The following is a 21937-nucleotide window of genomic DNA, read 5'->3' as shown; positions in this document are numbered from 1 at the left end:
CCCTATCGGGGGCAAGCCCCCTCCCACATTTGACCGAGTTGTCTGAACTCTACTCGGTCAGTGTGGGAGGGGGCTTGCCCGCGATGAGGCCCTCAAGACCAATAAAAAAGGCCCGCACTAAGCGGGCCTCCTAATTGGCAGCGAATGATCAGCCGGCCACCAACACCCGAATCGCTTCCAATCGCAGCGCCGCCTTATCGAGCATGGCCAAGCCTTGCTCGCGTTGATTGCGCAAGGCAACCAGCTCGCTGTCACGCACGGTGGGGTTGACCGCTTGCAGTGCGGTCAGGCGCGCCAGTTCTTCGTCGGTGTCCGCCGCCAGGCGGCGCTTGGCCTCGGCCACACGCTCGGCGTGGCGCGGGGCGATCTTCTCTTCACCGGCGTTGATGCGCGGTGTGAGCTGGTCGCGCTGGGCCTGTACGAACTTGTTGGCGCTGGCCCGTGGCACGCTTTCCAGTTGGTCGTTCAAGGTCACAAACGACACGCGACCCGACAGGTCGTTGCCATTGGCATCCAGCAGGCAGCGCAGGGCGGCCGGTGGCAGGTAGCGACCCAGTTGCAGCGAGCGCGGCGCTACCACTTCGCTGACGTAGAGCAGCTCCAGCAACACAGTGCCCGGCTTGAGCGCCTTGTTCTTGATCAATGCTACGGCGGTGTTGCCCATGGAGCCGGACAGTACCAGGTCCATGCCGCCTTGCACCATCGGGTGTTCCCAGGTGATGAACTGCATGTCTTCGCGCGACAGTGCCTGGTTGCGGTCGTAGGTGATGGTCACACCCTCGTCGTCACCCAGGGGGAAGCTGGCGTCGAGCATTTTTTCGCTGGGCTTCAAGATCAGCGCGTTTTCCGAATGGTCCTCGCTGTCGATGCCGAAGGCGTCGAACAGGGTTTCCATATAGATCGGCAGGGCGAACTGGTCGTCTTGCTCGAGGATGTCTTCGACCAGCGCATCGCCTTCACCGGCGCCGCCGGAGTTGAGTTCCAGCAAGCGGTCACGACCGGTGTGCAGCTCCTGCTCCAGGCGTTCGCGCTCGGCACGGGCTTCGTCGATCAGCGCTTGCCACTCGCCGTCGTCGGCAGCTTCCAGCAATGGCAGCAGGCGTGGGCCGAATTGATGCTGCAAGGCGTTGCCGGTCGGGCAGGTGTTGAGGAAGGCGTTCAGTGCTTCGTGATACCACTGGAACAGGCGCTGTTGCGGGCTGGTTTCCAGGTACGGTACGTGCAGCTCGATCACATGTTTCTGGCCGATCCGGTCCAGACGGCCGATGCGCTGTTCCAACAGGTCAGGGTGGGACGGCAGGTCGAAGAGCACCAGGTGATGGGAGAACTGGAAGTTGCGGCCTTCACTGCCGATTTCTGAACAGATCAGCACCTGGGCACCGAACTCTTCATCGGCGAAGTAGGCGGCGGCGCGGTCACGCTCCAGGATGTTCATGCCCTCGTGGAATACCGTGGCCGGGATGCCGGAGCGCACGCGCAGGGCGTCTTCCAGGTCCATGGCGGTTTCGGCGTGGGCGCAGATCACCAGGACCTTGGTGCGCTTGAGCATTTTCAGTTGGTCGATCAGCCACTCGACCCGTGGGTCGAAGCGCCACCAGCGGTTTTCTTCCTCGATGTCCGGTTGCGCCTGAAAGCTGACTTCCGGGTACAGCTCGGCGTGCTCGCCCAAAGGCAATTCGAGGTATTCATCCGGGTTCGGCAGCGGGTAGGCGTGCAGCTTGCGCTCGGGGAAGCCTTGCACGGCGGCACGGGTATTGCGGAACAGCACGCGGCCGGTGCCGTGGCGGTCGAGCAGTTCACGCACCAGGCGGGCGCTGGCTTCGCTGTCGCCATCGTTGACGGCGGTGAGCAGGGCTTCGCCTTCGTTACCCAGGAAACCCTGGATAGTCTTGTGCGCGGCTGGTGACAGGCGGCCCTTGTCCAGCAATTCCTGCACGGCCTCGGCCACCGGGCGATAGTTCTCGCTCTCGGCGCGGAAAGCTTGCAGGTCGTGGAAACGGTTTGGGTCGAGCAGGCGCAGCCGCGCAAAGTGGCTGTCCTGGCCGAGTTGTTCCGGGGTGGCGGTCAGCAGCAGGACACCGGGAATGACCTCGGCAAGCTGCTCGACCAGGCTGTATTCGGCACTGGCCTTGTCTTCATGCCACACCAGGTGGTGGGCTTCGTCGACTACCAGCAAGTCCCAGCCGGCCGCGAACAGCGCGTCCTGGGCCTTCTCGTCATCCACCAGCCACTCCAGCGCAACGAGTGCGAGCTGGGTGTCTTCGAACGGGTTGGTGGCATCGCTTTCGATAAAGCGCTCTTCATCGAACAGCGCGACCTGCAGGTTGAAGCGGCGGCGCATTTCCACCAGCCACTGGTGCTGCAGGTTTTCCGGGACCAGGATCAGCACGCGGTTGGCACGGCCCGAGAGCAGTTGGCGATGGATCACCAGGCCCGCTTCGATGGTCTTGCCCAGGCCCACTTCGTCAGCCAGCAAGACCCGAGGCGCGATACGGTCAGCGACTTCACGGGCGATGTGCAGTTGGTGCGCAATGGGTTGCGCGCGTACGCCACCCAGGCCCCACAATGACGATTGCAGTTGGCGGCTGGTGTGTTCCAGGGTGTGATAGCGCAGCGAGAACCAGGCCAGCGGGTCGATCTGCCCGGCGAACAGACGGTCGCTGGCCAGGCGGAACTGGATGAAGTTGGACAGTTGGGTTTCCGGCAGGGTGACCTGCTCGTTCTGCCCGTTGAGGCCGTGGTAGACCAGCAGGCCATCGACGTCGTCGACTTCCTGTACGGTCATTTTCCAGCCTTCGAAATGGGTGATGGTGTCACCCGGCGAAAACCTCACGCGAGTGAGGGGCGCATTCCGTAGCGCATACTGGCGGGTGTCGCCAGTGGCCGGATAGAGCACGGTCAACAAGCGCCCGTCCTGTGCCAGAACGGTGCCTAACCCCAGCTCTGCTTCGCTGTCACTAATCCAGCGTTGCCCCGGTTGATACTGCTGCGCCATGCTGCCTGACTCCCGCCGTGAAAAAGCCGACTATCTTAACGGAACAAGCCCCTGCGCCCAAGGACTCTGACAAAAACTACGCTGTTTGTGAGATGCGCCGGGAGTTGAATCGACGGGTGGCGGGCACTTGCGAGTGTCGACTGGGTCACAGCTTGGCACGCCGGTGCTCAAGTCGCCTTGCCACCCGCCGACAGCCTGTTGATCAGGAGAATAACTATCATGCTTCCACCCATGCTGCCCGTCAGTGTTGTGCCGGTCACGTCGCAACTCGATCCGGCACGCCAGAAGCCGGATATTCCGCCGGTGGTACCCGTTCAACCGGGCTCCAATGAGAGCACCATCGACCTGAAGAAGGGCGATGCCGAGCAATCGACCTTTTTGCTGCGCGAAGAGCAACGCCGCCAGCAGGAACAGCAGAAACGCCGGCGCGAAGCCGACGATGAGGCGCAGCAGCACTTGCCCATTCCCGGCGACCTGCTCAACGCTGACAACACCGTTCCCGTGGCGCCGCTGATCGAAGACGCGCCGCGCCAGGGCTTGTGGGTGGATATCGAGGTTTAGTCGCTCAGTTCACCCAGGGCCGTCATCAGCCGCTCGATGTCGTCATCGGTGTTGAGCGGGCTGACGGATATCCGTGCAATGCTTGCCAGTCCGCGTGCTTGCATATCCAGCGGCGTATAAGCGATGCCATTGGCGCCGATGTTGATGCGCTTCAATCCCAGGCGTCGCTTGAGTTCAAAGCTATCCCAGCCAGCCAGGTTGAAAGCGATCAAACCTGAATGCGTGGTGCCCAAGTCGTGCAGGGTAATCTGCGGTAGCTGACGCAGTGCTTCGCGGATACGTGTGCTGGTCTGCGAGACCCTCTCCCACACCCGCTCGATCCCCCATCGATTGATCTCTTGCAACGCATTGCCCAAGCCTGCCAGCAAGGCGAAGGACACTTCGCTGGTTTCGAAACGCCGGGCGTCGTTGCGCAAGTCGAAGCCCTCGGCAGTCCAGGGCGCTGAAAACACGTCGCGCTGGACGGGGTTCAGGTGCTGGAGAAAATCAGGCCGTATATAGAGCAATGCGGTACCGCGAGGCCCGCGCAGGTGTTTGCGACCAGCGGACTTGAGCACGTCGCACTGCAACGCTTGCACATCCACTGGCACCTGGCCGACGGCTTGGCCGGCGTCGATAAAGTAGGGGATGGCATGCCGTCGGGCTACCGCGCCGATGGCCTGGGCTGGGTTGATCAGGCCACTGTTGGCCGGTAGCCAGGTAAGGTCGATCAGCTTCACATGGGCGTCGAGCATTGCCTCAAGTGCCACCGGGCAGACCGCGCCGGCGGCGTCACAGGGGATCACCTCCACCTGTGCACCCGCTTGCACGGCCAGCGCCATGCTCGCCAGGTTGCCGCCCCATTCATGGCGGCCCACCAGGATGCGGTCGCCCGGCTGCCAAGGCCCCAACGCCTGGAACGCCATGCTCCAGGCCGTGGAGCCACTGCTGGTGAAGGCAATCGACGACGCCGGCGCATTGAGCAACTGTCCGGCGGCGCGGCGGGCTTTTTCCACCAGCACGGCGCCCCGTTCGCCAGCCTCCATCGGGCCGTCGCGGGCCTCACAATGCAACTGCTCGATGATGGCGTCCAGTGTCGCCTGGCTGGGCAAGGACGCTCCTGCGTGGTTGAAATGCACGATGCCCGACTGACAGCCGGGCGTGGTGTCGCGCAATTGCTGGATGTCCAGCGCGCTCACGGTTGCAGCTCGAAAATGGCATCCACCTCGACGGCGACGCCGGCAGGCAAACTGCAGACGCCTATGGCGGTGCGCACATGTCGGCCCTTATCGCCCAGGGCATTGACCAGCAGGTTCGAGGCGCCATTGGCGACCACGCTCTGGTGCTGGAATTCGGCAGTGCTGGCGATGAATACGCCCAGGCGCAGGGTACGCGTTACACGCGACAGGTCGTCCCCCAGCGCATCGCTCAATTGCCCCAGCAGGCCCAGCGCCGCCAGTTCCGCCGCGTGGGTGCCTTGTTCATCGCTGAGGGAATCGCCCAGGCGCCCGATGTAGGCCGGTTTACCATCGACCAGGGGAATTTGTCCGGAGATAAACAGTTGGTGTTGGCTGATGACATGGCTGATGACATGGCTGATGTAGTTGGCCGCCGGCTGGCTGGGCGTTGGCAGTATCAGGCCGAGGGCGTGTACGCGTTGGCGGATGGAATCGGTCATGGTGAAGCCTCCAGGTTCAGGAGGTTTGAGCATGTCGATTGACGCGATGGCCGACAAACGGATAGATCTCAATCGACGTATCGAAAAAACTCACGCGTTTGCGCAGGTTTGCTTGAGCCACTGGCTGAAACACTCGGCCGCTTGGCTGAGCGGGCCTTGGGGTGCGATCAGCCAATAGCCGATTTCACTGTGATAGGGCGGCCAGTCAAACGCCTGGACCAGGCTGCCTTCCTGGAGTCTGCGCTCGATCAGGCGATGGCGGCCCATGGCGATACCCTGGCCGGCCACGGTGGCTTCGACCACAATGTTGTAGTCATGCAGCATGACGCGGGGGTAGGGACTGAGGTCGACCCGGTAATGGGCAGACCAGTCCGTCCATTCGAAAGGGCGGTGCGAAGTTGCCATCAACAAGGCGCCATGGGGCATCTGCCTGGCCTTGAAACCCGGGCTGCACACCGGGGACAGGATTTCGGGCATCAGGCGTGTGGCTTGCACGTCGGGCCAGTCGCCCTTGCCGTAACGGATGGCGAGGTCAACCTCGGCCGTGGCGACGTTGGCCAGTTGGATCGCGGGCAGCAACTCTACCTGGATGTGCGGGTAGCGCTGCAGAAAGTCGGCCAGGCGCGGCGCCAGCCATAGTGTGGCGAACGACGCCAGCACGCCGATGCGCAGTACGCCGGCGCTGGGGGCCACCCGTTGGCTGCGAGTTGCCGCGCCGATGGCTTCCAGGGCCGGGCGGATTTGATCGTAGTAGTGTTGCCCGTCCAATGTCAGATCAATCGCACGGGTACGCCGGATAAACAGCGGCTTGCCCAAATGCTGTTCGAGCTTGTGCACCTGATGGCTCAGCGCGCTTTGGGTCACCGACAACTCGTCCGCCGCCTTGATAAAGCTCAAGTGCCGCGCCACGGCTTCGAAGGCGCGCAGGGCCAGCAGCGGTGGAAGGTCGTTGTGCAAGGCCACCTGGATGCGTCTCCTGGGTCGAGTGGAAGGTGCCGATTTTGGTCGATGCCCTGCATTTTGTCGCCCGCTGATTTGCCGTGGGGCGGGGCAGGCCGCATTATTGGGGTATTCCCGCCACGACGTAAGCCAAGCCATGAGTGATGACGATAAGCTGATTGACCTGAATGCCGAACGCGCCAAGCGTGTACACGACCTCAATGACAAACGCTTGAATGAAGTGCGCCAAGCCTTTGAACAAGCCATGCCCTTGGGAAAAACCAAGAAGAAGTCGAAAAACAAACCGAAAAAGCGTTGAAACAGCCTGCATCCATTGATGCAGGTCAGTTATTACCCTTCTTTACGCCCCGTTGCGGGCGACATTGATCCTGATCAATTTCCCACTGCGCCTTCTCCATTAACTTAGCCCTATCGCAACAGGGCAAGTGCAGGAGGCCGGTCATGTTTATCGATAATGTGGTTTTTGCCGGAGTGCTGACTGTAAGCCTCATGGTGCTGTTTTTTGTAGGGTTTGGATTTTTTATCTGGAAAGACGCGAACAAGCGTAAAAAACCTTAGGTTTTTCCGGATTACATGGGCACGCAAGGCATTTTGGGCGACTTCGGTCGCCCTTTTTTTTGCTCTGTTTTTGGATCGCCAGTGGGGCGCGGAGCGTCCGTGGCGGCATTCCCTCGCGGAGCGTGGGAACGATCATAAAAAAAGGTGCGACCCTCGCGGATCGCACCTTTTTTATGGCCGGCTGGCTATCAGTTGCCCAATGCCTTGGACGCCAGCCAGAACAACCCGGCCGAGAGGCCAACGGTCGCCGGCAGGGTCAATATCCAGGCCATCAGGATGGTCTTGACGGTGCCGCCTTGCAGGCCGCTCTTGTTGGCGACCATGGTGCCCGCGACGCCTGAAGACAGCACGTGGGTGGTGGACACCGGCAGGGCGAAGATATTGGCGAAGCCGATCATGGTGGCGGTGGTGATCTGGGCCGACATGCCCTGGGCATAGGTCATGCCCTGCTTGCCGATCTTCTCGCCGATGGTCAGTACCACGCGCTTCCAACCCACCATGGTGCCCAGGCCCAGGGCCAGTGCGACCGCGAGGATCACCCAGAATGGGGCGTACTCGGTAGTGGCGGTCAGGTCTTTGCGCAGCTTGTCGAGGTCGGACTTCTCACGGGAATCCAGGCCTGGCAGCTTGCCGACTTTCTTCGCGGTGTCGTCCAGGCAGAGCAGGTAGCGACGTACTTCAATGCGGTGGTCGGCAGTCAGCGAGTGGTAGTCCGAAACGCCTTTCAAGGTGCCCAGCAGCGCGTTGATCGTCGGTTCGGTCTGCTGCGGGTTGCAGCGGAACTTGCCCGGCAGGTCATCCTTCACGCTTTTGCCCAGGGCCAGGAACTCGCCCAGGGTTTCGTGGTTACGCTGGTAGAACTGGTTCAGGTGCAGGGTCGCGTCGCGGGTACGCTCGATCTGGTAGGTAGTGCTGCCCAGGTCAAGGACGAACTGCGCCGGCACGATACCGATCAGCACCAGCATGATCAGGCCGATACCTTTCTGGCCGTCGTTGGAGCCGTGTACGAAGCTGACAGCCATGGCCGAAATCACCAGGACCAGGCGGTTCCAGAACGGCGGGTGTTTCTTGTCGTCGAGCTTGCGGCGCTGGTCCGGAGTCTTGTGCATCTTCGACAGCGGGCGCCACCACTTCAGGCCGATCAGCACCAGGGCTGCGACCAGGAAGCCGGCCATCGGCGAGAACACCAGGGACGCGCCGATATCCACGGCTTTTTGCCAGTTCACGCCGTCAGCCAGGGGGATGTCGTTGATCAGGGCATTGGCCAGGCCGACACCGAGGATCGAGCCGATCAGGGTATGAGAGCTGGAGGCGGGGATACCGAAGTACCAAGTGCCCAGGTTCCAGGTGATCGCCGCAGCCAATAAAGAGAAGACCATCGCCAAGCCGTGGCCGGTATTCACATTGATCAGCAACTCCACCGGCAGCAAATGCACGATGGCGTAGGCGACTCCGACACCCCCGAGCAATACGCCGAGGAAATTGAACACCCCGGAGAAGAACACGGCCAGGTGTGGCGGCATGGCTTTGGTATAGATGACTGTGGCCACCGCGTTAGCGGTGTCATGAAAGCCATTGATGAACTCGAAGGCGAGGACAAAGGCCAGGGCGAGCAACAGGCTCACTAGAACCCAAGCATCCAGTCCGCTGAATAAATCGATCATGAAGGTTTTCTGACCCGGTCGTAAGGGGGCGCGATTATGCCAGAAAACATCGGTAATCGATGCATTAGCTGCTCATCGGTAACAATCTTCATTGAAAAAACCGCGCCAGGATGGACGCATCCCAGGGTTTTCGGGGCTTTGGCAAGTCTTTGATTTATAAAGCTCAGGCCGGAAAAGACCGGCGTTGGTCATGAAAATGTCATGCCTGAAACATTTGTATGAAATTTCGTTGGCGGCTGTAGGTTACTGACCGACGGACATTGCCCCATGGAGCCCTCTGCCAGTGGTGGACCGGCAGAGACAGCAGACCCTGGAAGCTCGAACGCAAGTGCTTATGGCTCTTCAGTCTTGAGTTCCTGTTCTATCTTTTGGATTTCCTGGGCAAAGGCTTGGTCGAGCAGGCTGGCTCGCTTGCGCCATGGCTTGCGTTCTGGCTCAGGTTGCGCGGCGTAGGTGGTGACTTCCCCGCCGTAGACGTCCTTGTAACGTTGCTCCTGGCGCTCAAGTTCCGCGCGCAGTTCATCTTTCGTCACAGTGTTACCTAATTGAGTTAAGTTTATTGATCGCACAGTGTCATGCCTGAAAGTCGTCCTCGGATGGTTTCAGGTTGAACAGTCGAACTGTTCAACTTGGAATGCAGACCTGAGGGCAGTTCTTTTAAGCGGGTATTGTGACCGTCGCTGCATACATGCCGCAGCGCCTGGCGAGCTCCAATTCCGATAGTGATACCGGGCTGACCTCTGCACAGGTTGCATTATAGCGGCGTATTTGAATAACACTATCACTACGAAGTTAAAAAGCGTCAACGCTGTGTGAGGGTTTTATTACATGCGGGTGCCAGTATGTGTGAACCCCGTCATGCTGATTTCTACGTTCATTCTAAATGGCAGGGTAAACGCCCACATTTTTCAGCTTTATCAGGCAAATCTGAAACGTTGGCCACAGGGTTCGCGCCAGTGCTGACCAAATTGCGATAATCGCATGATCGTCCGATAATCGCCCAATGTTGCCGGCGCTGTCTTGTGCATCTCGACCGGCAAGGCTTGTAATGGCGGCCAACCCTCCCGTGGTGAAAACAAGAGAAAGGACCCCTGAAATGAACGATCAATTGCGCAACTCCTTTGCATCAGTGGCGCCGCCGATCGTGGCATCACCGGCCAAGCGCATCCAGGCTTTCACGGGTGATCCAGATTTCATGACCTCCCTGGCCCGTGGCCTGGCCGTGGTGCAGGCGTTCCAGGAGCGCAAGCGGCACCTGACCATCGCCCAGATCAGCCATCGCACCGAAATCCCTCGGGCCGCCGTGCGTCGCTGCCTGCATACCTTGATCAAGCTTGGCTACGCCACCACGGATGGGCGCACTTACTCGTTACTGCCCAAGGTCCTGACCCTCGGTCATGCCTATCTGTCGTCCACACCGTTGGCCGTGTCGGCCCAACCCTATCTGGACCGCATGAGCGAGCAGCTGCATGAAGCCTGCAACATGGCCACTCTCGAAGGCGACGACATCCTCTATATCGCCCGCTCGGCCACTACCCAGCGGCTGATTTCGGTTGATTTGTCGGTGGGTGGGCGCTTGCCGGCGTATTGCACGTCCATGGGCCGCATCCTGTTGGCTGCCCTCGACGATGCTTCGTTGCAGGACTATCTCCAGCATGCCGACCTGCAAACCAAGACCAGCCGTACCTTGACCACGCCTGAGGCCCTGTTCGAATGCCTGCAGCAGGTGCGTCAGCAAGGCTGGTGCGTGGTCGATCAGGAACTGGAGCAAGGCCTGCGTTCTATTGCGGTACCTGTGTATGACGCATCTGGCCAGGTACTGGCCGCGCTCAATGTCAGCACCCATGCCGGGCGGGTCAGCCGCAGTGAGTTGGAACAGCGCTTTTTGCCGAGCATGCTCAGCGCCAGCCGCGAGTTGAGTGCGCAGTTGTTTGCCTAAGCTGTTCGGTGACCGCACAGATCCCGGTTGGCTCGATTGACGGTGTTTCCCCTGGCTTATTAATGTGCGGCAGCGCTCTGAGGAGCTGCCCAATATTAATGATGACCTGAGGTCGTCAGCCCGCCATCGGTGTGGAATAAAAATAATGAATCAGCCTTCTGTCGGTACCACTCTGGACGTGCAGTCCTTCATCAATACCCAGCCACTGTCACGCTATCAGTGGCGCGTGGTCATTCTATGTTTCCTGATTGTCTTTCTTGACGGCCTCGATACGGCGGCCATGGGCTTTATCGCACCGGCACTGTCCCAGGACTGGGGCATCGATCGCGCCAGCCTCGGCCCGGTGATGAGCGCCGCGTTGATCGGCATGGTGTTCGGCGCACTGGGTTCCGGCCCGCTGGCCGACCGCTTTGGCCGTAAAGTCGTGTTGGTGGGCGCGGTGGTGGTGTTTGGAGCGTTCAGCTTGGCGTCGGCCTACAGCAGTAATGTCGATCAGTTGCTGGTGCTGCGCTTTCTCACCGGGCTGGGTCTGGGCGCCGGCATGCCGAATGCCACTACCTTGCTCTCCGAATATACCCCCGAGCGTAATAAGTCGTTGCTGGTGACCAGCATGTTCTGCGGCTTCAACCTGGGCATGGCTGGCGGTGGGTTTATTTCGGCCAAACTGATTCCTGCGTTCGGCTGGCACAGCCTGTTGCTGATTGGCGGCATCCTGCCATTGATCCTGGCGCTGGTGCTGTTGGTGTGGTTGCCGGAATCGGCGCGTTACCTGGTGGTACGCAATCGCGGCACCGACAAGGTGCGCAAAACCCTTGCACCCATCGAGCCCGGTATCGTGGCCCAAGCCAGCGCTTTCAGCGTGCCGGAGCAAAAAACCGTCAAGGCCCGCAATGTGTTCGCGGTGATCTTCTCGGGCACCTACAGCGCCGGCACCTTGCTGTTGTGGCTCACTTACTTCATGGGCCTGGTGATTGTGTACCTGCTGACCAGTTGGCTGCCCACGTTGATGCGCGACAGCGGCGCCAGCATGGAACAGGCCGCGTTTATCGGCGCGTTGTTCCAGTTTGGCGGGGTGTTGAGTGCAGTGGGCGTGGGCTGGGCGATGGACCGGTTCAACCCTCACAAAGTGATCGGTACCTTCTATCTGTTGGCCGGAGTGTTTGCCTACGCGGTCGGGCAGAGCCTGGGCAATATCACGCTACTGGCGACCCTCGTGCTGATCGCCGGAATGTGTGTCAACGGTGCGCAATCGGCGATGCCGTCCCTGGCCGCACGGTTCTACCCAACCCAGGGGCGTGCCACCGGTGTGTCGTGGATGCTTGGCATTGGCCGCTTCGGCGCAATTCTGGGTGCATGGATGGGCGCCACCTTGCTGGGCCTGGGTTGGAATTTCGAGCAGGTGCTGACGGCACTGGTGATCCCGGCGGCGTTGGCCACGGCTGCGGTGGTGATCAAGGGCATGGTCAGCCATGCCGACGCCACCTAAGCCTGGCGGGGATCAAATGTGGGGGGCTTGCCCCTCCCACATTTGAAGGTTAGCTAGGTAACAATCTGTTCGTTTATCGAACACTGAGTCGATTATCGGATTGTTTGGCCCCTATCCCCGGCTTAACCTTCAAGCACTTCGGCGCCCCCTCAGCGCCTTTTTTGATCAACAGCGGGAGCCCAACCCCATGGCTGAAATCCTCACCCTGCGTGATGCGGTCAAGCGCTTCGTGAACGACGGCGATACCGTCGCCCTCGAAGGCTTTACCCACCTGATCCCCACGGCCGCAGGTCATGAAATCATTCGTCAGGGCAAGAAAGACCTGACACTGGTACGTATGACCCCTGACCTGATCTACGACCAGTTGATCGGTGCCGGCTGTGCGCGCAAGTTGATTTTTTCCTGGGGTGGCAACCCGGGTGTGGGCTCCCTGCATCGCCTGCGCGACGCGGTCGAGAAGCAATGGCCGCAGCCTCTGGAGATTGAAGAACACAGCCACGCCGACCTGGCCAATGCCTACGTCGCCGGGGCATCGGGCCTACCGTTCGCGGTGCTGCGTGCCTACGCCGGTTCTGACTTGCCCAAGGTCAACCCACTGATCAAGACCGTCACCTGCCCGTTTACTGGTGAAGTGCTGGCGGCGGTACCGTCGGTACGTCCGGACATCACCGTGATCCACGCACAGAAAGCCGATCGCAAGGGCAACGTGCTGCTCTGGGGCATTCTCGGCGTGCAGAAGGAAGCGGCCCTGGCGGCCAAGCGCTGCATCGTCACCGTCGAAGAAATCGTCGATGACCTGAATGCACCGATGAACAGCTGCGTGTTGCCGACCTGGGCGCTGACGGCGGTATGCCTCGTACCCGGAGGTGCACATCCCTCCTACGCCCACGGCTACAACGAGCGCGATAACCGTTTCTACCAGGCGTGGGACCCGATTGCCCGCGACCGTGAAACCTTTACTGCCTGGATCGACGAATACATCCACGGCACCGCCGATTTCAATGAATTCCGGGCCAAGCTGGCCACCGCGCAGGAGGCCAAGTAATGGCTTACTCCACCAATGAAATGATGACCGTCGCCGCTGCACGCCGCTTGCAGAACGGCTCGGTGTGCTTCGTCGGCATCGGTCTGCCGTCCAAGGCCGCCAACCTGGCGCGCCTGACTTCATCGCCCGACGTGGTGCTGATCTACGAGTCCGGCCCGATTGGGGCCAAGCCCAGCGTGCTGCCGCTGTCCATCGGCGATGGCGAGTTGGCGGAGACCGCCGACACCGTGGTGCCCACCGGTGAGATCTTTCGCTATTGGCTGCAGGGCGGGCGCATTGATGTGGGCTTTCTCGGCGCGGCCCAGGTTGATCGGTTCGGCAATATCAACACCACCGTGGTCGGTGACTATCACCAGCCCAAGGTGCGTTTGCCCGGTGCCGGTGGCGCGCCGGAGATCGCAGGTTCGGCCAAGAGCGTGCTGATCATCCTTAAGCAGTCGTCCCGTTCGTTTGTCGACAAGCTGGACTTCATCACCTCTGTCGGACACGGCGAAGGCGGCGACTCACGCAAGCGTCTTGGCCTGCCCGGCGCAGGACCCGTAGGCATCATTACCGACCTGTGCATCATGGAGCCGGAGGAGGGCAGCCATGAATTCGTGGTTACCGCGCTGCATCCCGGCGTGACCCGTGAACAGGTAGTGGCCGCCACCGGCTGGGCGATTCGCTTTGCCGATCAGGTCAGCGTCACTGCTGAGCCCACCGAGACAGAACTGACCGCCCTGCGTGATCTCGAAGCACGCACCGCCGCGGCCCACGGTCAAGCGCCGGGAGAAGCCTGATGCGCGACGTATTTATCTGCGATGCCATTCGCACACCTATCGGCCGTTTTGGTGGCGGCTTGTCGACTGTACGCGCCGATGACCTGGCGGCGCTGCCGATCAAGGCGCTGATCGAGCGCAACCCCTCGGTGGACTGGAACGCAGTGGACGAGGTGTTCCTCGGCTGCGCCAACCAGGCCGGCGAAGACAACCGCAACGTGGCGCGCATGGCACTGTTGCTGGCGGGGCTGCCGGAAAGCGTTCCGGGCGTGACCCTCAACCGTCTGTGCGCCTCGGGCATGGATGCCATCGGCACGGCCTTTCGCGCCATCGCCAGCGGCGAAATGGAGCTGGCGATTGCTGGTGGCGTCGAGTCGATGTCCCGTGCTCCATTCGTGATGGGCAAGGCTGATGCGGCGTTTTCGCGCAACATGAAGCTGGAGGACACCACCATCGGCTGGCGCTTTATCAACCCGCTGATGAAGGCCCAGTACGGTGTGGATGCCATGCCGCAGACCGCCGACAATGTCGCCGACGATTATCAGGTTTCCCGCGCCGACCAGGACGCTTTCGCCCTGCGCAGCCAGCAGCGCACCGTCGCCGCACAAGCCGCCGGCTTTTTCGCCGAGGAGATCGTGCCGGTGCGGGTCGCCCATAAAAAAGGTGAAACTGTGGTGGAGCACGATGAGCACCCACGGGACACCAGCCTGGAAGCCCTGGCCAAGCTCAAGCCAGTCAACGGTCCGGACAAGACCGTCACTGCCGGCAACGCTTCGGGCGTGAACGACGGCGCTGCGGCATTGATCCTCGCGTCTGCCGAAGCGGTAAAGAAACACGGTCTCACTGCCCGCGCCCGCGTACTGGGCATGGCCAGTGCCGGTGTCGCCCCGCGCGTGATGGGCATCGGCCCGGTGCCGGCGGTGCGCAAGCTGGTGGAACGCCTGGGGTTGGCGGTCACTGACTTTGACGTGATCGAACTCAACGAAGCCTTCGCCAGCCAAGGTCTGGCGGTGCTGCGCGAACTGGGGCTTGCCGACGATGCCCCCCAGGTCAACCCGAACGGTGGCGCGATCGCCCTCGGCCACCCCCTGGGCATGAGCGGTGCGCGACTGGTCCTGACGGCCCTGCACCAATTGGAAAAAACCGGCGGCAGCAAAGGCCTGGCGACCATGTGCGTGGGTGTCGGCCAAGGGCTGGCCCTGGCGATTGAACGCGTCCAATAAGAGAGGATTGCTCCATGAGTGACAAGCCCGGTTACCGGCGCCCGCACGCGGGTACCCAACCTGATTACCTGCACCCGGCCTACCAGTCGACGAACCTGCGTTCGCCGTCCCAGCCATTGGTGTTCCTGCCCCATTCCTTGTCGGAAATCACCGGCCCGACCATCGGCGCCGAGCGTATCAATGACAAGGACAACGACCTGACGGCCCAGCATGAAGGCGAGCCCCAAGGCGAGCGCATCATCATTCATGGCCGGGTACTCGATGAGAACGGTTTGCCGGTGCCGGGCATCCTTGTGGAGATCTGGCAGGCCAACGCCGCCGGTCGCTACAACCACAAGCGCGACCTGCACGACGCGCCGCTGGACCCGAACTTCACCGGTACCGGGCGTACTGTCACCGACGCCGATGGCTGGTACCAATTCCAGACCATCAAGCCCGGTGCCTACCCGTGGGGCAACCACCACAACGCCTGGCGCCCGGCGCATATCCACTTTTCGCTGTTCGGCCCCAGTGTGCTGACGCGGTTGGTGACGCAAATGTATTTCCCCGGTGACCCGTTGCTGGAATACGACCCAATCTACAACTGTGTACCGGATACCAGTGCCAAGGAGCGCTTGATCGCGCGATTCGACCTGGAAAAAACCGTTCCGTCCTACGCCCTCGGTTACCGCTGGGACATCGTCCTGCGCGGCCGCGACGCCACGCCGATGGAGAAATGAGATGACACTCTACGCAACCACGTCCCACACCGTCGGGCCGTATTACCACATCGGCCTGACCTGGCTGAATCGCGAAGACCTGACCGTCGCCGAGACCCTCGGCGAACGCGTGGCGATCAGCGGGCAAGTGCTGGACGGCAACGGCGATGTCGTCAACGACGCCATGCTGGAAGTCTGGCAGGCCAATGCCGCCGGCAAATACGACCACCCTGAGGATGAGCAGGACAAGGCGCTTGACCCCAACTTCGAAGGCTTCGGCCGGGTGCCGGTGGATGCCGAAGGGCGCTTTCGCTTTACCACCATCAAGCCAGGCAGCGTGCCGGGATTGAAAGGCACGACCCAGGCGCCGCATCTGGTGGTACTGGTGTTTGCCCGGGGGCTGGTAAAGCACTTGCTGACGCGGATTTATTTTGACGGCGAGGCGCTCAATGGCGATGACCCGCTGTTGGCATGTGTGCCAGCAGAGCGTCGCGGTACCTTGATTGCCAAGGCGGACGCGCAGGGTGTGCATCAGTGGAATGTGATTTTGCAGGGGACAGACAAGGAAACGGTGTTCTTCGATTACTGAGTTGGCTGTAGGGCCCCATCGGGGGCAAGCCCCCTCCCACATTTGACCGAGTTGTCTGAACTCTACTCGGTCAGTGTGGGAGGGGGCTTGCCCCCGATGAGGCCCTCACACTCACTACATACCCAAAAGTCTGCTTGCGGAACATGGTTGTTGCAAAGTATGTCTAGGCTATAACCGTTCCCACTGAGTGAAAAAACATGACAACAACAACCAGCCACTACACCGGAGAAGAACGCAGCAAACGGATTTTTGCGATTGTCGGTGCCTCATCCGGCAACCTTGTCGAATGGTTCGACTTCTACGTCTATGCCTTCTGCGCGATTTATTTCGCCCCGGCGTTTTTCCCCTCGGACGACCCCACGGTGCAACTGCTCAACACCGCCGGTGTGTTCGCCGCCGGGTTCCTGATGCGGCCCATTGGCGGCTGGCTGTTTGGCCGGGTGGCCGACAAGCACGGGCGCAAGAACTCGATGATGATCTCGGTGCTGATGATGTGCGCCGGTTCCCTGGTCATCGCCTTCCTGCCCACCTATAACGACATCGGTGCCTGGGCTCCTGCGTTGCTGTTGGTGGCGCGGCTGTTCCAGGGTTTGTCGGTGGGGGGCGAATACGGCACCACGGCGACTTACATGAGTGAAGTCGCGCTCAAGGGCCAGCGCGGTTTCTTTGCCTCGTTCCAATACGTGACCCTGATCGGCGGCCAGTTGCTGGCGGTATTGGTGGTGGTGATCCTGCAACAAATCCTCACCGAAGAAGAACTGCGCGCCTGGGGCTGGCGCATTCCGTTCGTGATCGGCGCTATTGCTGCGGTGATCTCCCTGCTGTTGCGGCGCACCCTGAAGGAAACCACCAGCAAGGAAATGCGCGAAGACAAGGACGCCGGCAGTATCGTCGCGCTGTTTCGCGATCACGGCAAAGCCTTCATCACCGTGCTTGGCTACACCGCCGGTGGCTCGCTGATTTTCTATACGTTCACCACCTACATGCAGAAGTACCTGGTGAACACCGTGGGTATGCACGCCAAGACGTCCAGCTACATCATGACCGGTGCGCTGTTCCTGTATATGTGCATGCAGCCACTGTTCGGCATGCTGGCCGACAAGATCGGCCGGCGTAATTCCATGCTCTGGTTCGCCGGCCTTGGCACCCTGTTCACCGTGCCGATCCTGCTGACCCTGAAAACCGTGACCAGCCCGTTCCTGGCCTTTGTGCTGATTACCTTGGCGTTGGCGATTGTCAGCTTCTACACCTCCATCAGCGGCCTGGTCAAAGCCGAGATGTTCCCGCCCCAGGTACGTGCCTTGGGTGTGGGCCTGGCCTATGCCGTGGCGAACGCGGTGTTTGGTGGTTCCGCGGAAGTGGTCGCGCTGAGCTTGAAATCCATCGGCATGGAAAACACCTTTTATTGGTACGTCACTGCGATGATGGCGGTGGCCTTCCTGTTCAGCTTGCGCTTGCCGAAACAGGCGGCTTACCTGCATCACGATCTATAAGGGACGAGTTATGACGCTGCGCACGAGCAATCAACTGTTCGACGCTTACTTCACCGCCGGCAGCATGGCCGAAGTGTTCTGCGACCAGGGACGCCTGCAGGGCATGCTGAATTTCGAGGCCGCGCTGGCCAGGGCTGAGGCCCGGGTCGGGTTGATTCCGCAGGCCGCCGTGGCGCCGATTGCCCAGGCCTGCCTGGCTTCGCTCTACGATGTGGACGCCCTCGGCGTGGCGATTGCCACGGCAGGCAACTCGGCGATCCCATTGATCAAGGCACTGGGCAAGTTGATCGCCAGTGAAGATCCCGGCGCCGAGCGCTACGTGCATCTGGGCGCGACCAGCCAGGACGTGATGGACACTGGCCTGGTGCTGCAGTTGCGCCAGGCACTGGGGTTGATCGAAGCGGACCTGGCGCGCCTGGGCGATATGCTGGCTGCCCAGGCCCAGCGTTACGCCGCCGTGCCATTGGCCGGGCGAACCTGGTTGCAGCACGCAACGCCGGTCACCCTGGGAATGAAAATCGCCGGTTGGCTGGGCGCCGTGACGCGCAGTCGCCAGCGCCTTGCCGAGTTGAAACCGCGCCTGTTGGTGCTGCAATTTGGCGGTGCGTCCGGCACCTTGGCTGCGCTCGGCGAAGACGCCATGCCTATCGCTGAAGCCTTGGCCGCTGAATTGCAGCTGGGCTTGCCCGAACAACCCTGGCATACCCAACGTGATCGCCTGGTGGAATTTGCCAGCGTGCTCGGCCTGATCGCCGGCAGCCTCGGCAAGCTGGGTCGCGATATCAGCCTGTTGATGCAAACGGAAGCGGCGGAGGTGTTTGAACCTGCGGCGCCGGGCAAGGGTGGGTCGTCGACCATGCCCCACAAGCGCAACCCGGTGGGCGCCGCGGTATTGATCAGCGCCGCCACCCGCGTACCGGGCCTGGTGGCAACGATGTACAGCGCCATGCCCCAGGAGCACGAACGCAGCCTGGGCCTGTGGCATGCCGAATGGGAAACCCTGCCCGAGATTTGCCGGTTGGTGTCCGGCGCCTTGCAACAGGCACTGCTGGTCTGCGAAGGGCTGGAGGTCGACCCCGAGCGCATGGCGCAGAACCTCGGCTTGACCCAAGGCCTGCTGCTAGCCGAAGCCGTCAGCATCGTGCTTGCCCAGCGCCTGGGCCGCGACACCGCCCACCATCTGCTGGAGCAGTGCTGCAAACGCGCCGTGACCGAGCGGCGCCACTTGCGTGAAGTATTGGCGGATGAACCGCAAGTGACCGCCGAGCTATCCGCGGCTGAACTGGATCGCTTGCTCGACCCGGCCCATTACCTGGGCCAGGCGCACACTTGGGTCACCCGTGCAGTGACCGAACACTTTGCCTTGACCGCCTGAGGAGACCGCTGTGGCTTTCGTACAACTCGCCGAGGGCGAACTGCATTACCAATTGGAGGGGCCGCCGGGCTCACCGGTGCTGGTGCTGTCCAACTCCCTGGGCACCGACTTGCATATGTGGGACATCCAGGTCCCGGCGTTCACCGAGCATTTTCGCGTGTTGCGCTACGACACCCGTGGCCATGGCAAATCACTGGTGACCGAAGGACCGTACAGCATCGAGCAACTGGGCCGAGATGTTATCGCCCTGCTGGATGCGCTGGGTATCCAGCGTGCGCATTTTTGTGGCCTGTCCATGGGCGGGTTGATCGGCCAATGGCTGGGCATTCACGCCGGCGAACGCCTGCAACGCCTGGTGGTATGCAATACCGCCGCCAAGATCGGCACGCCGGACACCTGGAACCCACGCATTGAAATGGTCCTGCGCGATGGCGCAGCCGCGATGGTCGCCTTGCGTGATGCCTCGATTGCGCGCTGGTTCACAGCGGATTTTGCTGCCGCCAATCCGCACCAGGCCAAGCAGATCACCGATATGCTCGCGGCTACTTCGCCCAAGGGGTATGCCGCTAACTGCGGTGCGGTGCGCGATGCAGATTTTCGTGAGCAATTGTCGTCGATCAAGGTGCCGACCCTGGTGATTGCCGGCACTGAAGACGCCGTGACGCCGCCCGCCGGCGGCCACTTTATCCAGAGCCATGTGCGCGGCGCCGAATACGCCGAGTTCTATGCGGCGCACCTGTCCAATGTGCAAGCCGGCGCTGCATTCAGCGACCGGGTGATTGAATTCCTGCTGGCCCGCTGAGGTGCTTTTTGTGGACGAGAAACAACGTTACGCCGACGGCCTGCAAGTGCGCCGCGAAGTACTGGGCGATTCCCATGTCGATCGCAGTCTCGATGCCCTGACCGAGTTCAACAGCGAGTTCCAGGAAATGATCACCCGCCACGCCTGGGGTGATATCTGGACGCGCCCCGGACTGCCTCGGCATACCCGCAGCCTGATCACTATTGCGATGCTGATCGGCATGAACCGCAGTGAAGAACTGAAATTGCACCTGCGCGCCGCTGCCAGCAATGGGGTGACCCGCGCCGAGATCAAGGAAGTGCTGATGCAGAGTGCGATTTACTGCGGGATTCCGGCGGCGAATGCAACCTTTCACCTGGCTGAGTCGGTGTGGGATGAATTGGGCGTTGAGTCCCGAGAAACCTGAATTGAAATAGGGTCAACCTGTGGGAGTCGCCACCACATCTTCGATGTGACGCTGTCGCGCAGCAAACCAGGGAGCTTGCTCCCGTGGCGGCCTGACAGCCGAGGATGTTGGTTTTCGTCCTGGGTACATATCCGTTGTTTAGGTAACGGCCACTATAGGTTCCGCTCTTACAGCGGCTCACTTTTGAAAAGCGCAAAAGTGAGCAAAACGCTCTTGCCGGTATGACTCACCCACATGGGTTACAAATCAGTTCACGCACATAGGTAACAGTTATTAACTAGCACGGTTGACTTCGAGAGGATCTGACCGTGCCCTGGAATGAGCTGAAACCAATGGATCTTAAAGTGATGTTCATAGCCTCTTATCTGGAGGGGAAACACACCTTTAGCAAACTGTGCAGCGACTATGAGATCAGTCGAAAGACTGGTTACAAATGGGTCGAGCGATACGAATCTGAGGGGCCAGGCGGGCTAGAGGAGCGCAGTCGTCGTCGACACAATCAGAGTTATGTAGTGCCTGTTGCCGTCAGGCAGGCAATCATTGAGCTTCGCTCTATCGGAGAAACGACTCCAGGGCCGAAGAAAATCCAGAATGACTTGCTCAAGCGTTTTCCGGATCAGGATCCACCGTCAAAAACGACCATCTACAACATCCTCAAAGCAGCTGACCTGATTACGCCCCAACGCATTCGGCGGCGTGTAGCGGTCTACCCCAAACCCTTGAGCAAGGCGGAAACGCCTAATCAGCTATTCAGCGCTGATTATAAGGGCCAGTTTCTGACAGGCGCGGGGGTTTGGTGCTATCCGCTGACGATCATGGATCACGCCAGCCGTTTCCTACTGGCCTGTCAGAGCATGCCCAGCACTAACTTCAAGGAAACTCAACAGACCTTTGAACGGGTTTTTCGCGAGTACGGTTTACCGGAACGCATCAGGACAGACAACGGCGTGCCATTTGCTAGTACGGGCCAGGCCGGCTTATCGCAGCTGTCGATCTGGTGGCTGCGGTTAGGGATTATTCCTGAGCGAATTGAACCCGGCAGACCAGATCAGAATGGGCGTCACGAACGCATGCACCGAACGCTGAAAAGCACCCTGCCACAACCGCCAGCGACTCCTTGGGAAGCTCAGCAGAAACACTTTAACCGCTTTATGCAGCACTACAATTATGAGCGAGGGCACGAGGCGCTTGATCAAAAAACGCCTGCTTCCTGCTATTCGCCCTCGACCCGGCCTTACCCAGAAAAGCTACCTGAAATGAGTTATCCAAGCCACGTAGAGTGTTACCTGACTGACAGCAATGGAATTATCAATCGATCAGGTCTGCGAATTTACATCGCTAATGTGCTTAAGCATCAGACCATTGGAATGGAGATGATTGGTGATGATATATGGGAGGTGATCTTCGGTCCGGTGATCCTAGGCCGGGTCTATGCTAGAGAGGCAAAGAACGGGTACGTTTCGATAAAAGTGTCACCTATGTAGAGATACTTTTTTGTAACCCATGTGGTTGTCCCGTACATGCCCCACCACTCGGCACCTCGCCCAGGCTCGGTGTGCCCGTAATCCGACATTGATTTGGGGGGCCGCCGCCACGCGCCCTCCATGGCGCGGGGCGGCTAAACCGGCATCCCTGCCGGTTTACCCCCCAAATCCCTGTCGAATTCCGGCCAGCATGGTTTAACGGGGCGCCTAAGATCAAAATCAAAAGCACAGCGAGGCGGCCTTA

The 21937-nt window shown here is 60.6% G+C and carries 21 protein-coding genes; 15 read left to right on the top strand and 6 right to left on the bottom strand.

Annotated elements, in window-relative coordinates:
• Positions 1 to 148 precede the first annotated feature (148 nt).
• Entirely contained in the window at positions 149 to 2995 is a 2847-nt protein-coding gene (gene rapA, locus NMB39_RS22035; RefSeq protein WP_057012008.1) for an RNA polymerase-associated protein RapA, read from the bottom strand.
• A 219-nt stretch (positions 2996 to 3214) separates the two neighbouring features.
• Here rapA and NMB39_RS22030 point away from each other — a divergent pair, with 219 nt between their 5' ends.
• Positions 3215 to 3556: a hypothetical protein gene (locus NMB39_RS22030; RefSeq protein WP_057012007.1), complete on the top strand. Its 342-nt coding sequence runs from the start codon at positions 3215 to 3217 to the stop codon at positions 3554 to 3556.
• On the opposite strand, the gene NMB39_RS22025 is transcribed toward NMB39_RS22030, so the two are convergent.
• The 3 genes from NMB39_RS22025 to NMB39_RS22015 form a co-directional block, all read right to left on the bottom strand.
• Complete coding sequence (locus NMB39_RS22025) at positions 3553 to 4734, bottom strand: aminotransferase class V-fold PLP-dependent enzyme (RefSeq protein ID WP_494340061.1); 1182 nt, start codon at positions 4732 to 4734, stop codon at positions 3553 to 3555. The genes NMB39_RS22030 and NMB39_RS22025 overlap by 4 nt on opposite strands.
• Positions 4731 to 5213 (bottom strand): RidA family protein, encoded by a 483-nt coding sequence (locus NMB39_RS22020; protein ID WP_494340062.1) that lies wholly within the window; start codon positions 5211 to 5213, stop codon positions 4731 to 4733. The genes NMB39_RS22025 and NMB39_RS22020 overlap by 4 nt, the downstream gene beginning before the upstream one ends.
• Before the next feature lie 90 nt (positions 5214 to 5303).
• Complete coding sequence (locus tag NMB39_RS22015) at positions 5304 to 6176, bottom strand: LysR substrate-binding domain-containing protein (RefSeq protein ID WP_046071346.1); 873 nt, start codon at positions 6174 to 6176, stop codon at positions 5304 to 5306.
• Positions 6177 to 6309: 133 nt separating this feature from the next.
• Between NMB39_RS22015 and NMB39_RS22010 the strand changes: the two genes are divergently transcribed.
• A complete protein-coding gene (locus NMB39_RS22010; protein ID WP_164484814.1) occupies positions 6310 to 6471 on the top strand; it encodes a hypothetical protein in 162 nt (53 codons plus the stop codon).
• Between the two features lie 143 nt (positions 6472 to 6614).
• Positions 6615 to 6731 carry a cytochrome c oxidase subunit CcoM gene (gene ccoM, locus NMB39_RS22005; RefSeq protein ID WP_017530457.1) on the top strand — a complete coding sequence of 39 codons (117 nt, stop codon included), beginning with the start codon at positions 6615 to 6617 and terminating at the stop codon, positions 6729 to 6731.
• A 188-nt stretch (positions 6732 to 6919) separates the two neighbouring features.
• On the opposite strand, the gene NMB39_RS22000 is transcribed toward ccoM, so the two are convergent.
• A complete protein-coding gene (locus tag NMB39_RS22000) occupies positions 6920 to 8395 on the bottom strand; it encodes an inorganic phosphate transporter (RefSeq protein WP_046071347.1) in 1476 nt (491 codons plus the stop codon).
• 332 nt (positions 8396 to 8727) lie between these two features.
• Complete coding sequence (locus tag NMB39_RS21995) at positions 8728 to 8928, bottom strand: hypothetical protein (protein ID WP_003189295.1); 201 nt, start codon at positions 8926 to 8928, stop codon at positions 8728 to 8730.
• 563 nt (positions 8929 to 9491) lie between these two features.
• Here NMB39_RS21995 and pcaR point away from each other — a divergent pair.
• From pcaR to NMB39_RS21935, 12 genes are all read left to right on the top strand, one after another.
• Positions 9492 to 10334: a pca regulon transcriptional regulator PcaR gene (gene pcaR, locus NMB39_RS21990; RefSeq protein WP_306957307.1), complete on the top strand. Its 843-nt coding sequence runs from the start codon at positions 9492 to 9494 to the stop codon at positions 10332 to 10334.
• Positions 10335 to 10479: 145 nt separating this feature from the next.
• On the top strand, positions 10480 to 11820 hold the full coding sequence (gene pcaK / locus NMB39_RS21985) for a 4-hydroxybenzoate transporter PcaK (protein ID WP_494340063.1): 1341 nt from the start codon (positions 10480 to 10482) through the stop codon (positions 11818 to 11820).
• A gap of 187 nt (positions 11821 to 12007) precedes the next feature.
• Positions 12008 to 12865, top strand: a complete 858-nt coding sequence (locus tag NMB39_RS21980; RefSeq protein WP_046071349.1) for a CoA transferase subunit A — start codon at positions 12008 to 12010, stop codon at positions 12863 to 12865.
• The gene (locus NMB39_RS21975; RefSeq protein WP_057021962.1) at positions 12865 to 13644 is read left to right on the top strand and encodes a CoA-transferase subunit beta; all 780 of its coding nucleotides are present in this window, start codon (positions 12865 to 12867) and stop codon (positions 13642 to 13644) included. The genes NMB39_RS21980 and NMB39_RS21975 overlap by 1 nt, the downstream gene beginning before the upstream one ends.
• Positions 13641 to 14846 (top strand): 3-oxoadipyl-CoA thiolase, encoded by a 1206-nt coding sequence (pcaF, locus tag NMB39_RS21970; RefSeq protein ID WP_172833444.1) that lies wholly within the window; start codon positions 13641 to 13643, stop codon positions 14844 to 14846. Before NMB39_RS21975 ends, pcaF begins: the two co-directional genes overlap by 4 nt.
• 14 nt (positions 14847 to 14860) lie before the next feature.
• Positions 14861 to 15565 carry a protocatechuate 3,4-dioxygenase subunit beta gene (gene pcaH, locus NMB39_RS21965; RefSeq protein ID WP_494340064.1) on the top strand — a complete coding sequence of 235 codons (705 nt, stop codon included), beginning with the start codon at positions 14861 to 14863 and terminating at the stop codon, positions 15563 to 15565.
• A gap of 1 nt (position 15566) precedes the next feature.
• Complete coding sequence (pcaG, locus tag NMB39_RS21960; RefSeq protein ID WP_057021965.1) at positions 15567 to 16133, top strand: protocatechuate 3,4-dioxygenase subunit alpha; 567 nt, start codon at positions 15567 to 15569, stop codon at positions 16131 to 16133.
• 197 nt (positions 16134 to 16330) lie between these two features.
• Positions 16331 to 17626 carry an MFS family transporter gene (locus tag NMB39_RS21955; protein ID WP_046071353.1) on the top strand — a complete coding sequence of 432 codons (1296 nt, stop codon included), beginning with the start codon at positions 16331 to 16333 and terminating at the stop codon, positions 17624 to 17626.
• Between the two features lie 10 nt (positions 17627 to 17636).
• The gene (locus NMB39_RS21950) at positions 17637 to 19001 is read left to right on the top strand and encodes a 3-carboxy-cis,cis-muconate cycloisomerase (protein WP_494340065.1); all 1365 of its coding nucleotides are present in this window, start codon (positions 17637 to 17639) and stop codon (positions 18999 to 19001) included.
• A gap of 10 nt (positions 19002 to 19011) precedes the next feature.
• Positions 19012 to 19803: a 3-oxoadipate enol-lactonase gene (gene pcaD, locus NMB39_RS21945; protein ID WP_367236902.1), complete on the top strand. Its 792-nt coding sequence runs from the start codon at positions 19012 to 19014 to the stop codon at positions 19801 to 19803.
• A gap of 10 nt (positions 19804 to 19813) precedes the next feature.
• A complete protein-coding gene (gene pcaC / locus NMB39_RS21940; RefSeq protein ID WP_057022235.1) occupies positions 19814 to 20209 on the top strand; it encodes a 4-carboxymuconolactone decarboxylase in 396 nt (131 codons plus the stop codon).
• Positions 20210 to 20517: 308 nt separating this feature from the next.
• Positions 20518 to 21693: an integrase core domain-containing protein gene (locus tag NMB39_RS21935; protein ID WP_494339235.1), complete on the top strand. Its 1176-nt coding sequence runs from the start codon at positions 20518 to 20520 to the stop codon at positions 21691 to 21693.
• The last annotated feature ends 244 nt before the right edge of the window (positions 21694 to 21937 follow it).

Source organism: Pseudomonas sp. FBCC-B545 (assembly GCF_059134095.1).
Note: the sequence above shows the minus strand (reverse complement) of the source record. Positions and strands in the feature narration are given on the sequence as shown.